We start from the raw sequence: 12,393 nt of genomic DNA on the forward strand, positions 1-12,393 counted from the left end.
ACTGCCGGCGTGGGTACGCGGCAGATGCAATCTGTCGTCGGTATCGTGCATATCGTCTCCTCCCTGGTCCGGTACGCCCGCACAGGCGGGACGCCGGACTGTCTCGCGCCGGCACGGATGGCCGGGCATCTTTGCCTTCGATTGTCTTTATTTGTGGCCGCGCTGCCGACAAGATTCCTGGAGGGCCGGCACCAAACGCTCAGACGTTTGAATGAAACAGAGCACGGGCCGCCAACCCGCGCGGGGCGGACATGCGACGCCGCTGCGCGCAATCGGGTCAAACAGAAGGGAAACCGGCGTTGGCCGAGAACGACTGGTTGCGCCCGCTGCGCCGCACGCAAATGAGCCGCGTTAGCCGACGCCGAGCCATTCCTGCATCACATCGTGACGCGCGCGAAACGCCTCGAACGTGCCGTCGAACACGATCTCGCCATGCCCCATCACCGCGACCCGACTCGCCAGTTCGTGTGCGATTGCGAGCCGTTGCTCGATCAGCAGCATCGCGACGCCGCGCGCATGCAAGGTCCGCAGGCACGCTGCAACCTGCGCGACGCGCTGCGCGGCGAGCCCTTCGGCCGGCTCATCGATGACCAGCAGATCCGGATCGCCGAGCAGCGTGCGCGCGAGCGTCAGCATCTGCTGCTCGCCGCCCGAGAGTGCAGCAGCACGCGTGCGCTGTCGTTCACGCAACACGGGAAAAAGCGCGTAGGCATCGTCGAAGGTAAAACGCGGCGGCCGCGCGCGCCTGGTCGAAGCTACGCCGAGCAGCAGGTTTTCGTGCACGCTGAGCGTCGGAAACACATCGCGATGCTCAGGTACATAACCGATGCCGAGCCGCGCGATCTGGAACGGCCGCAAGCCCACCAGCGAGCGGCCCGCAAAACGCAGTTCGCCCTCGGTGTGCACGAGTCCCATGATCGCCTGCGCGAGCGTCGAGCGCCCCGAACCATTGCGCCCCGCGAGCGCCACGATCTCGCCTGCCTCGATGCGCAGATCGACGCCGTGCAGCGCCTTGCTCGCACCATGCCACGCATGCAGACCGGCGATATCGAGCAAAGCGGTCATGTTTCGAACCCATCGCCGAGATAGGCCGCGCGCACCGCAGCATGCGAGCGAATCGCGGCCGGTGTGCCGGTCGCGATCACGCGCCCCTCCACGAGCACGGAGATGCGGTCCGCGAGACCGAAGACTGCATCCATGTCGTGCTCGACCATCAGCAGCGTGCGGCCGGCGGTCGCGCTGCGGATCAGTTCGATCGCGCGCGCAGCTTCGGCCCGGTTCATGCCGGCCGTCGGCTCGTCGAGCAGCAGCGTGTGCGCGCCGCCCGCGAGCGCTAGACCGAGATCGAGCGCGCGTTGCTCCGCATAACTGAGCGTGCCGGCCAGCACCTGGGCGCGTGCGCCGAGGCCCACGGCATCGAGTACCTGTTCGGCGCGCGTGGAGGCGGCACGCGCATGCGTCCAGCGACGCCACCGGCTGCCGCGCCCGCGCTCCGCAAACAGCGCGGCACAACGCAGGTTGTCGAACACCGACAGCCCCGCGAACACACTCGTGTTCTGGAAGCTGCGCGCAAGCCCGCGGCGGTTCACCGCGGCCGGCCCAAGCCGCGTGATGTCGACGCCGAACAGTTCGATGCGACCCGCGCTCGGCCGGCCACCACCGGCGATCAGATTGAACAGCGTCGATTTGCCCGCGCCGTTCGGTCCGATCAGCGCATGGCGCTCGCCGGGTTCGATCGACAGATCGACACCGCGCAGCACCTCGGTGGCACCGAAGCGTTTGTGGACCCGTTGCACGGCGAGCGCGGCGGTCATCGAATGCTCCCGGCTTCGCGTGTGTTTGCCGCCTGTACGTCGCGCGGCCATGCGCGCCGTGCACCACGCGAAGCAATCCAGCCGGCGCCTGCGAGCAACACGACAGCAGCGGCGATCCATTCACCGGAAGACGTCGCACCGGCAAGCAACAACCCGCTGAACGGCAAACCAGTGCCGTCATCGGTGCCGAACTGTCGCGCGTACGCCCATTGCACCGCAAGCACGACCGCACCGGTCCACGCGAGCGCCGCGCTCACGCCGCATAGCCACGACTTCGCGCAAACCCGCCAGCCGTGCTGCGCGAGCCGCGCGGCCTGGCGCTGCGCGAACCCGGCGATGCCATCGGGCGAGCCCGCCACGATCACGATGAACAACAGCCCAAGATAGAACAACCACGCACGCGTCACGCTCGCCACCGCGACGCTGAAAAACGTCAACACGACCGCCCCCGCCACCGGCCCGAAGAACGCACCGGTTCCACCGATCACCGTCGCGATCAGCACCGCGCCCGAGCGCAGCATGCCGACGCTTTCCGTCGATACCAGCTCGACGTTGATCAACCCAAGCGTGCCCGCGATACCCGCAAAGAACGCCGCGAACACGACACTCGCATAACGGATGCGGCGCGGCTCGCAACCGATCGCCGCAGCCCGCACCGGGTTGTCGCGCACCGCATTCGCGACGCGCATGAACGGCGTGCGCGACAACGCGAACATCGCGGCACACGCAAGCAGACACCACAGCGCGATCAGCAGATACGCTTCGCGCGCGGGGCCGAAGGTCCACGTGCCGAGTGCAAGGCCGCTCGCGCGATCGATCGGCATGCCCGCTTCGCCGCCGAACCAGTCGGGCAGCGTCCATGCGGCAGCCGCCACGAGTTCGCCGATACCGAGCGTGATCATCGCGAACGCCGTGCCTGCGCGCCGCGTCGACACATAACCGGCAAGCAGACCGGACAGCGCCCCGCCGATCCCGCCCACCAGCGGAACGAGCGGCAACGGCAAGCGCCATGCGTTGAACAGATACGCGGCCACGAGCGCGCCGAGCCCCGCGTGCGCGGCATGACCGAGCGACAGCAAGCCGGTGCCGCCAAGCAGCAGGTTGTACGACAGCGCGAACACGATCATCGCCGCGGTCTGCGCAAGCCACGCGAACAACCAGCTCTGCGATGAGACGAGTGGCGGCACGGCGAGCATGGCGATCAGCACGAGCCACGGCAATGCAGCACGCCATGTCGGCGTACGCGGTGCGCGCGCGGCGGCAAGCGTCTGCGGCGCTGCGTGTCGGGAAGCGGTGTCGTGCGGCTCAGACATCGTCATCGCGCAGACCGAAGAGTCCGCCCGGCCGCAACGCGAGCATCGCGACGAGCAGCACATACGGCACGAGCGGTGCGAGTTGCGCGAGCGTGAGCCCACCCCATGCAGTGGACAGCGGCTGCCCGAGCGCCGCCGCGATACCGCCGAGCGACACGTCGCTCGCCACCGCGAAAGTCTGGATGCAGCCGATCAGCAGCGACGCCGCAAGCGCCCCGCCCAGCGATCCGAGCCCACCGATCACGACGACCACGAAGACGATCGAGCCGACCGATTCGGCCATCGCCGGTTCGACCACGAAGAGCGGCGCACCGATCACACCGGCAAGCGCAGCGAGCGCGGTACCCGCAGCAAAGACAAAGGTAAATACGCGTGGCACGTTGTGGCCGAGTGCTTCGACGGCGTCCGGATGCATGAGCGCCGCGCGCACGATCAACCCCGTCTTCGATACGCGCAACACCGCGTACAGCACCACGAGCATCGCAAGCGACACCACCATCATGAACGCGCGATAACGCGGAAACGCAGCGCCATCGAAGGTAAATAACGCGCCGTCGAGCGCGGCCGGCACCGGTGCGGCGATCGCCTGCAAGCCCCAGGCCAGCTTCACCGCTTCGCCGATCAGATACGCGGCACCGAACGTGAGCAGCAGCTCGGCGAGATGTCCATGCGGTCGAACGCGACGCAACAGCCAGCGTTCGACCGCTGCGCCGATCAGGCCAACTACCAGCGGCGCACCGATCAAAGCGCCCCAGAAACCAAGGTGCGCCGTCAGCGCGAAACCGACATACGCACCGAGCATGTAGAAACTTGCATGCGCGAAGTTAAGCACGCCCAGCATGCTGAAGATCAACGTCAGCCCCGCCGACAGCATGAACAGCAGCAGCCCATAGCTGACGCCGTTCAGCAGGTTGATCGCAAACGACTGCATGCGCGACTACTCCGCGAGCGCGACCACGAGCGGCAGGAGCGCCGCGCGTAACGCATCGGGTAACGTGACCGGTTTACGCGTCGCACGGTCCACATAGACGTGCACGAAATGACCCTGCGCCGCCGGCTGGGCCTCGCCTGCGCGAAACAGCCCGACTTCATAACGCACGCTCGAACCGCCGAGCCGCGCGACGCGCAGACCTGCCTCGACCGGCTCCGGGAACACGAGTGGCGCGAAGTAGTTGCACTGTGTCTCGACGACGAGCCCGATCGTCTCGCCATGCTCGACGTCGAGCACACCCGCGCGGATCAGGTACTCATTCACTACCGTATCGAAGTAGCTGTAGTAGACGACGTTGTTCACGTGGCCGTAGACGTCGTTGTCCATCCAGCGTGTCGTGATCGGCAGGAAGTGGCGGTAAGCGTTGCGCAGCGCGGGAGCGGGCTTGTTCATCGGGCGGGTGTGTGGGTCCGGAAATGAGCGAGTGAATGATTGCCGAATGCGGCGGCGCGGTCAGAGCGATTCAGTCAACATGCGCCGATAATCGTCGGCACTCGCTTCGCGTGGATTGGTCTTGTGGCAATGATCGGCGAGCGCACCTGCGATCACCTTGTCGAACACCTGCTCGTCGACACCCATCTGTCGCAGCCCGGTCGGCAGCCCGAGGCGCGCGGTCATGTCGAACAGCGCCTGCGCAAGGTCCGCGCCGTCCGGCAGATTCATCACGCGACGCATGCGCGCATAGCGGTTGTTCGCCACCACGGTCTCCGCGCTTTCGTTGAAACGCAAAACCGCAGGCAGCACGACCGCGTTCAGCGTGCCGTGATGTAGCGACGTGCGTCCATTGACCGGCACGCCGCCCAATGGATGCGACAGCGAATGCACGCAACCGAGTCCCTTCTGGAACGCCATCGCCCCCTGCATCGATGCGCTCATCATGTTCAGGCGCGCATCGCGGTCGCTGCCGTCGCGCGTCGCGCGCTCGAGGTTCGCCCATGCGCGCTCGAGCCCGTCGAGTGCGATGCCGTCGGCGGGTGGATTGAACGCCGGCGCGAGGAAGGTTTCGATGCAATGCGCGATCGCGTCCATGCCGGTGGCCGCCGTCAACGGTGCGGGCAGGCCGAGCGTGAGGCCCGGGTCGCACAGCGCCGACTTCGGCAGCAGATGCCACGAGTGAAAGCCGAGCTTGCGACCATCGTTGAGAATCACGATCGCGCCGCGCGCCACTTCACTGCCGGTGCCGGCCGTGGTGGGCACCGCGATCAGCGGCGCAGCGGCGTCGGTGATCTTGCCGCTGCCGCCTTCGATCGTCGCGTATTCAGTGAGCGTGCCCGGATGTGTTGCTGCAATTGCCACGCCCTTCGCGAGATCGATCGACGATCCGCCGCCCACCGCGATCAAACCATCGCAGCCCTCCTCGCGATAACGCGCGGCCGCGGCCAGCACCATCGCCTCGGTCGGATTCGATGGTGTGTCATCGAACACCGGCACATCGCCGAGCTTCAGCACATCGAGCGCGCGCTGCACGAGGCCGGCTGCGACGACGCCCTTGTCGGTCACGATCAGCGGTCGCGCGATACCGATGCGCGCGCATTCCGCCGGCAACTGCGCGAGCGCGTCGTAACCCAGATGGATGTGAGTCAGATAGAAGATGAAGGCCATGTCGATGTCCGTTGCGGGGTTGAAGGAGCGCGCGCCGTTATTCGCCGTTATTGTCCGGGCCGCTCGACGAATTCGAACGGCAGCCCGCGCCGGCGCATCCATTCGCCGAGCGCCTGGCCGGTGCCCGCACGCCACGGCCGCAGCTTCGCCGGTTCGACGAGCCGGTATTCGAGCAGCTCCGGCGAGAGCGCAATCGTGCCGTTCGCGCGCACGTGGTACGCGATGATCAGCTCGTTCTTGCGGATGAACTCGTACACGCCGATCAGCTCGACCGATTCCGTGTCCAGCGAGGTCTCTTCTTTCACCTCGCGCGCGATGCCCTGCTCGGGTGTCTCGCCGTTTTCGAGGAAGCCGGTGATCAGCGCAAACATGCCTTCAGCCCATGCGGCATTGCGCGCGAGCAGGATCTTGCCTTCGTACTCGACGATCGCGGCGACCACCGGCAGCGGGTTGTTCCAGTGGACGTAGCCGCAGGTGTCGTCGGGACAGACCTGACGCACGCGGCCGCCTTCGTGCGCGGGATCGGCGCGCTCGATTAGCGGGGTGGCGCAGCGGGGGCAGTATCGGTAGTCGCTCATGTTCTATTGAAGTGGGGTGGAGGTGTCGTCGGTTGACGACACGGCGCAGTGATGACCGCGGTCCGTGCCTGCGGATAGCTGCTCGCGAGGTTGTCCGGTTCGTTATCCGATGCGTTGATCCATACGTTGATCGATGCGTTATTCGATGCGAACGGCGGCATGACTGGCGAAACGTCCGGCGACGGACGCAGGAGAATGGCAGGAAAGCGGACATTTTAGTGCGCGGCCCCGAAACGTGTTCGATTGATCGAACGAAGGGGCGGTGGAGGCGATTGGGGAGCGGGAGACGATCCGTGTGGGAAGACGTGACGGACGGCGCACTACGGAGCGCAGAGACTGGCGCCCGGGCCATTGACGACGTTCAACGGAGCGACCGGGATTTCATCTCGATGCAGCAGCGAGTCCGGTTTCCCTGCGGCAAGTCAGTGGCATCGCATCGCCGCTGCCGCCACCAGGCAGCGACGCTCTTCGTTCGCGCTACAACGAAGGAGTGACAGGGAAGTTTCGACAGAAGGAGCAGCGAATGCGGCTCCGGGTGTGCAGACCGTGATCAGCGGCGGCGCATCGACGCAACCGCCACCAGCGCGACGGCGCCGAGCAGCAACGCCCCCGCTGCCAGCCACAGCGCCGGCGAGAACGAGCCCGTATGCGCCGCAACCGGCGCGGCGACCAGCGGCCCGACGATCTGCCCAAGCCCATAGGCCGCCGTCGCGTATCCCATCAGCCCCGCCGCCGTGTCGCCATGCAGGCGACGCGCCTCGCGCATCGCAAAGAGCGTGATCGCCGTGAACGGCAAACCGATCAGCACGCTACCCAACGCGAAGCCCCCCGCGGTCGGCCACACGATGCCAAGCACGATGCCGATGGCCTGCAGCACATAACTGCCCGCGAGCAGCGTGCGGTTGTCCCAGTGCGAAGGCAGCCGCGCCGCGCCAAGTGCCCCGACGATCAACGCAGCGCCGAACATCGGCCAGAACAGGTCCGGCCATGCGGAGCCGGTGGGCAACGCATGACGGGCGATCACCGGGAGGAAGGTGGCGGTGATGATGTAGCCGAAGCCGGGAATGCCGTACAGCACGACGAGCCAGAAAGCGTCTGCGCGATGTGCAGGGCGGTGGGTCGTCACGGCCGCCGCGGGTGCTTCCCGGGCATCTGCCTGCGTGGCGGCCGGTGCCACGTTCGCCGCTGAGCCGTGCGCTGAAGCGTCGGCTGTGGCGGCTGTGGCGGCTGTGGCGGCTGTGGCGGCTGTGGCCAGCGTAGTCCGCCCATGTTGCCCCCTCGCGATCGGCGCAACAAATACCCGCCACACGAAAGCCGTCAGCACCGCCGATATCGCACCAAAGCCGAGCCACCCGAGCGTCGCGCCATACCCACCCGCCGCACTGACGAGCAATCCCGTACCAACGATGCCAAACCCAGGCCCCGTATAAATCACACCACTCCACTCGTTCGCGTGGAGTTCGGCGAGCCGGCGCAGGCCCCATTGCGACGCGAACACGAAAGTCCACGCACTGACGACGCCGGCCACGAAGCGCACCGGGGCCCAGATCCAGAACGTCGACGTGAGTCCCATGGCAAGCGTCAACAGCACGGTGAGCACGAGGCCGACGTGCACCATCCGCGCGGGTTGGACACGCAGCGCGGCACACGTCACCGCCCCGACGAAGTAGCCCGCGTAGTTGAACGATGCGAGCCAGCCGCCGTGCCGGATGTCGAGCGCGCCGCTCGACAGCATCAGCGGCAGCAATGGCGTGAACGCAAAGCGCCCCACGCCCAGCACCACCGCGAGCGCGATCATGCAGGCGAGCGCCGCGCGGCGGGCCGCGTGCGGTTCGGTATCGGCGGGGGCCAAGGGTGGGGAGGCGAAATCGGTCATGAAGCAGTCGGGTTTGGCAGCGCGGACAACGGGGATCGGCAAGCGAGACGGCTAAACGTGCAAGCGGTTAGCAAGCGGCTATCCACCTGACAGTATGCTAACTTGACGCAAACATCACGAAAAATGAATAATCCAGATATGAATCATCGCTAGGAGAGAACCATGGATCTCGCCGCCTTGACGATCTTCCGCGCTGTGGTGCGCGAGAACGGCGTCACGCGGGCCGCTGCGAAGCTGAACCGGGTGCAGTCGAATGTGACGACGCGCATCAAGCAGCTCGAAGAGCAGCTCGGCACCGAGCTGTTCATTCGCGATGGGCGGCGGCTTGTGCTGACGCCGGCCGGCCAGACGTTACTGCCCTACGCCGAACGCCTGCTCGCGCTCGCCGACGAGGCGCGCCACGCGCTCCGCGAAAACCGTCCGGCTGGCCGCCTGCGGCTCGGCACGATGGAAAGCGCGGCGGCGAGCCGCCTGCCCGGGCTGCTCGCGCGCTATCACCAGGCCTGGCCTGAGGTCGAACTCGAACTCGAAACCGGCACGACCGCCAGCCTGATCGAGCGCGTGCGGGAATTCGAAATCGATGCTGCGCTGATCGCGCGACCGCTCGATAGCCCCTGGCCCGACGACCTGTTCGAAGCGGTGCCGGTGTTTCGCGAAGAACTCGTGATGCTGACCCCACGCGGCCATCGACCGATCCGTCAGGCGCGCGACATCGCCCTGTCGACGCTGATTGCGTTCGAGCGCGGTTGCACGTACCGCAGCTATGTCGAGCGGTGGTACATGGAGAACGATATCCGTCCGGCGCGGGTGCTCGAACTCGGTTCGTATCACGCGATCGTCGCGTGCGTGGCGGCCGGTGCGGGCGTGGCAGTCGCGCCGCGCTCCGTGCTCGAGCTACAGCCCGAAACGAACGACATCGCGCTGCATTCGCTCGGTGAACTCGGTGAGATCGATACGTTGCTGACGTGGCGGCGCGGGCATTTTTCCGCGGCGCTCAATGCGTTGCGTGCTGCGTTGCTCGGGGAAAGCAATCTGGTTGCGCATGCGGCTGGGCGGAATGATGCGGTGCTGACGCGAACGTAAAAGCTGAGTGCGTATCGTGCACCTCCTGGCTTTCATCAGCGTGATGCACCGCGTGCCAATGCCGGTACCAACGCCGCAGTGAAGACAACAGCAGTGGCTAGCGGCCATAAAAAAACCGCGCGTTGCGAAACGCGCGGTTTTTCATTTCAGCCTGAGTCCAGCCAGAGGCCAGACGAATGCGTCTGCGCTTACAACTGCGCTTCGACCCACCCCTTCACGCCAGCCAGCGCCGCCGCCAGACCAGCCGGGTCCGTGCCGCCTGCCTGCGCCATGTCCGGACGTCCGCCGCCCTTACCGCCGACCTGCTGCGCCACGAAGTTCACCAGCTCGCCCGCCTTCACCTTCTTGCTGGCCTCTGGTGTCACACCGGCGATCAGGCTGACCTTGCCACCCTCAACCGACGCAAGCACGATCGCCGCGTTCTTCAGCTTGTCCTTCAGCTTGTCGACGGTTTCGCGCAGCGTCTTCACGTCTGCACCATCGAGCGTCGCAGCCAGCACATGCACGCCTGCCACGTCGATCGCCTGGCCAACGAGCTCGTCGCCCTGGTTCGATGCGAGCTTCGACTTCAGCGCGCCGAGTTCCTTTTCCAGCGACTTCACCTGTTCCTGCACCTGCACGATCCGCTGCGTCAGCTCGGACGGCTGCGCTTTCAACGCGGCAGCAGCTTCGCCGATACGCGTGTCGAGTTCCTGCACGTAACGCACCGCGTTATCGCCGGTGATCGCTTCGACGCGGCGAATCCCTGCTGCCACACCGCCTTCCGCCACGATCTTGAAGAAGCCGATATCGCCCGAGCGGCTGACGTGCGTACCACCGCACAATTCACGCGAGAAACCGAGATCGAGGACGCGTACTTCGTCGCCATACTTCTCGCCGAACAACGCCATCGCACCGCCCTTCACGGCTTCGTCGAACGGCATCACGCGCACGATGCCCGGCGCGTTCGCCAGTACTTCCGCGTTGACGATCGACTCGACCTGGCGAATCTGCTCGTCGGTCATCGGTGCGTTGTGCGCGAAGTCGAAGCGTGTCTTGTCAGCGTCGACGAGCGATCCCTTCTGCTGAACGTGCGTGCCGAGTACTTCGCGCAGCGCCTTGTGCATCAGGTGGGTCGCCGAGTGGTTACGCTCGGTACGGGCGCGGCGGATCGCATCGATCTCTGCCTTCACGACGTCGCCAAGCTTCAACGTGCCCTGCTCGAGCGTGCCGTGATGGCCAACCACGTCGGCCTGCACCTTCAGCGTATCGGCCACCGCGAAACGCACGCTCGCATTGCTGAGCACGCCCTGGTCGCCGACCTGGCCGCCCGACTCCGCGTAGAACGGCGTGTGGTCGAGCACGACGACAGCCTGCTGGCCCTTCGCGACCTCGTTCACCGACGCACCATCGACGTACAACGCAATCACCTTCGCGTCGTCGAAAACGATTTCTTCATAACCATGGAACGTGGTCTTCGCACCTGAGTACTGGAGACCCTGTGCCATCTTGAACTTGCCGGCCGCGCGCGCCTGGTCGCGCTGGCGCGCCATCGCGTCGTCGAAGGCGGGCTCGTCGACGGAGATGCCACGTTCGCGACACACGTCTGCAGTCAGGTCGAGCGGGAAGCCATATGTGTCGTGCAACTTGAACGCGAGTTCACCGTCGAGCGTCTTGCCACCCTTCGCATCGAGTTCCGCCAGCGCACCCTCGAGAATCGACATGCCGTGTTCGATGGTTTCGAAGAAGCGCTCTTCTTCCTGGCGCAGCACGTCGGTCACGCGCTGTTCGGCTTCCTTCAGTTCGGGATACGCGCCGCCCATCTGCGCGACCAGATCGGAGACGAGCCGATGGAAAAACGCGCCCTTGCGACCAAGCTTGTAGCCGTGGCGGATCGCACGGCGCACGATCCGGCGCAGCACATAGCCGCGCCCTTCGTTGCCGGGAATCACACCGTCGACGATCAGGAACGAGCATGCGCGGATGTGATCCGCAATCACCTTCAGCGAGTTGTTCGTCAGATCGGCCACGCCGGTTTCGCGACCGGCTGCCTTGATCAACGCCTGGAACAGATCGATTTCATAGTTGCTGTGTACGTGCTGCAGCACGGCGGCGATCCGCTCGAGGCCCATGCCGGTGTCGACGCACTGCTTCGGCAGAGGCGTCATGTTGCCCTGCGCGTCGCGGCTGAACTGCATGAACACGAGATTCCAGATCTCGATGTAGCGGTCGCCGTCTTCTTCCGGCGATCCCGGCGGACCACCCCACACGTCCGGGCCGTGATCGTAGAAGATTTCCGAACACGGGCCGCACGGGCCGACGTCGGCCATCTGCCAGAAATTGTCCGATGCGTAGCGCGCGCCCTTGTTGTCGCCGATGCGGATGATCCGCTCGACCGGCACGCCGACTTCCTTCGCCCAGATGTCGTGCGCCTCGTCGTCCTCGTGATAGACGGTGACCCAGAGCTTGTCTTTCGGCAACTGGTAGACGCCGGTCAGCAGTTCCCACGCGTAGTGGATCGCGTCGCGCTTGAAGTAGTCGCCGAACGAGAAATTGCCGAGCATCTCGAAGAACGTGTGATGCCGCGCGGTGTAGCCGACGTTTTCCAGATCGTTGTGCTTGCCGCCCGCGCGCACGCTGCGCTGGGAGGTCGTCGCACGCGCGTACGGACGCGATTCCGCGCCGAGGAAGACATCCTTGAACTGCACCATGCCCGAATTGGTGAACAGCAGGGTCGGGTCGTTGCCGGGCACAAGGCTCGACGAGCGGACGATCGTGTGGCCCTTCGATTCGAAGAACTTGAGGAATTTCTCGCGGATTTCGGCGGCTTTCATGGCGTGCTGGGGACGTTCTCTGCGTGATCTGGCGACATCGCGGGGATGCGCCAGCCGATTAGCGCTGGATTGGCTTTGAAACGACCGATTATACGGGATCGGCGCTTCTGCGCGGGGGGTTGGGCTTTGTCGGGACACGCTGCGGGCCGGTGGGCCGCATGGGTTGCGCTTCTTGCGCGGCGGCGGTTGCCCCGGGGGCGCGCGGCATCGTGCGGGCCGACATCGGTGTCCCTGGCGTGCACGCCCGACTGCCCCAGGACTCGGGAATCGCTTAAGATTCCGCACATTCAGACGATTTCGGCTGCCAGTTGGTGGGCGAAACC

Annotated in this window: 10 protein-coding genes; 1 reads left to right on the plus strand and 9 read right to left on the minus strand. The window is 65.8% G+C overall.

The features are described 5' to 3' along the window. Positions 1–351 precede the first annotated feature (351 nt). From M0D65_RS30820 to M0D65_RS30855, 8 genes are all read right to left on the minus strand, one after another. The gene (locus M0D65_RS30820; RefSeq protein WP_266255875.1) at positions 352–1,065 is read right to left on the minus strand and encodes an ABC transporter ATP-binding protein; all 714 of its coding nucleotides are present in this window, start codon (positions 1,063–1,065) and stop codon (positions 352–354) included. Further along, on the minus strand, positions 1,062–1,814 hold the full coding sequence (locus tag M0D65_RS30825; RefSeq protein WP_266255876.1) for an ABC transporter ATP-binding protein: 753 nt from the start codon (positions 1,812–1,814) through the stop codon (positions 1,062–1,064). Before M0D65_RS30825 ends, M0D65_RS30820 begins: the two co-directional genes overlap by 4 nt. Further along, entirely contained in the window at positions 1,811–3,010 is a 1,200-nt protein-coding gene (locus M0D65_RS30830) for a branched-chain amino acid ABC transporter permease (RefSeq protein WP_266255924.1), read from the minus strand. Before M0D65_RS30830 ends, M0D65_RS30825 begins: the two co-directional genes overlap by 4 nt. Before the next feature lie 109 nt (positions 3,011–3,119). Next, entirely contained in the window at positions 3,120–4,058 is a 939-nt protein-coding gene (locus tag M0D65_RS30835; protein ID WP_266255877.1) for a branched-chain amino acid ABC transporter permease, read from the minus strand. Positions 4,059–4,064: 6 nt separating this feature from the next. Further along, complete coding sequence (locus M0D65_RS30840) at positions 4,065–4,511, minus strand: thioesterase family protein (RefSeq protein WP_266255878.1); 447 nt, start codon at positions 4,509–4,511, stop codon at positions 4,065–4,067. A 60-nt stretch (positions 4,512–4,571) separates the two neighbouring features. Next, positions 4,572–5,720 (minus strand): iron-containing alcohol dehydrogenase, encoded by a 1,149-nt coding sequence (locus M0D65_RS30845; protein ID WP_091014674.1) that lies wholly within the window; start codon positions 5,718–5,720, stop codon positions 4,572–4,574. 47 nt (positions 5,721–5,767) lie between these two features. Then, positions 5,768–6,298 (minus strand): NUDIX domain-containing protein, encoded by a 531-nt coding sequence (locus M0D65_RS30850; protein ID WP_091014676.1) that lies wholly within the window; start codon positions 6,296–6,298, stop codon positions 5,768–5,770. Between the two features lie 550 nt (positions 6,299–6,848). Further along, on the minus strand, positions 6,849–8,174 hold the full coding sequence (locus tag M0D65_RS30855; RefSeq protein WP_266255879.1) for a YbfB/YjiJ family MFS transporter: 1,326 nt from the start codon (positions 8,172–8,174) through the stop codon (positions 6,849–6,851). A 162-nt stretch (positions 8,175–8,336) separates the two neighbouring features. On the opposite strand from M0D65_RS30855, the gene M0D65_RS30860 reads away from it, so the two are divergent. Next, complete coding sequence (locus M0D65_RS30860) at positions 8,337–9,257, plus strand: LysR substrate-binding domain-containing protein (protein WP_266255880.1); 921 nt, start codon at positions 8,337–8,339, stop codon at positions 9,255–9,257. Positions 9,258–9,445: 188 nt separating this feature from the next. Here the strand turns inward: M0D65_RS30860 and alaS are convergent, their stop codons facing one another. Beyond that, positions 9,446–12,070: an alanine--tRNA ligase gene (gene alaS / locus M0D65_RS30865; RefSeq protein ID WP_266255881.1), complete on the minus strand. Its 2,625-nt coding sequence runs from the start codon at positions 12,068–12,070 to the stop codon at positions 9,446–9,448. Positions 12,071–12,393: the final 323 nt, after the last annotated feature.

It is taken from the genome of Paraburkholderia sp. CHISQ3 (genome assembly GCF_030464945.1).
GTDB classification, from domain to species: Bacteria; Pseudomonadota; Gammaproteobacteria; order Burkholderiales; family Burkholderiaceae; genus Paraburkholderia; species Paraburkholderia megapolitana.

Excerpts from the sequence above, each read along its gene's own strand:
- M0D65_RS30820 (WP_266255875.1), bottom strand. The coding sequence starts at position 1,065 with ATGACCGCTTTGCTCGATATCGCCGGTCTGCATGCGTGGCATGGTGCG.
- M0D65_RS30825 (WP_266255876.1), bottom strand. The coding sequence starts at position 1,814 with ATGACCGCCGCGCTCGCCGTGCAACGGGTCCACAAACGCTTCGGTGCC.
- M0D65_RS30830 (WP_266255924.1), bottom strand. The coding sequence starts at position 3,010 with ATGCTCGCCGTGCCGCCACTCGTCTCATCGCAGAGCTGGTTGTTCGCG.
- M0D65_RS30835 (WP_266255877.1), bottom strand. The coding sequence starts at position 4,058 with ATGCAGTCGTTTGCGATCAACCTGCTGAACGGCGTCAGCTATGGGCTG.
- M0D65_RS30840 (WP_266255878.1), bottom strand. The coding sequence starts at position 4,511 with ATGAACAAGCCCGCTCCCGCGCTGCGCAACGCTTACCGCCACTTCCTG.
- M0D65_RS30845 (WP_091014674.1), bottom strand. The coding sequence starts at position 5,720 with ATGGCCTTCATCTTCTATCTGACTCACATCCATCTGGGTTACGACGCG.
- M0D65_RS30850 (WP_091014676.1), bottom strand. The coding sequence starts at position 6,298 with ATGAGCGACTACCGATACTGCCCCCGCTGCGCCACCCCGCTAATCGAG.
- M0D65_RS30855 (WP_266255879.1), bottom strand. The coding sequence starts at position 8,174 with ATGACCGATTTCGCCTCCCCACCCTTGGCCCCCGCCGATACCGAACCG.
- M0D65_RS30860 (WP_266255880.1), top strand. The coding sequence starts at position 8,337 with ATGGATCTCGCCGCCTTGACGATCTTCCGCGCTGTGGTGCGCGAGAAC.
- alaS (WP_266255881.1), bottom strand. The coding sequence starts at position 12,070 with ATGAAAGCCGCCGAAATCCGCGAGAAATTCCTCAAGTTCTTCGAATCG.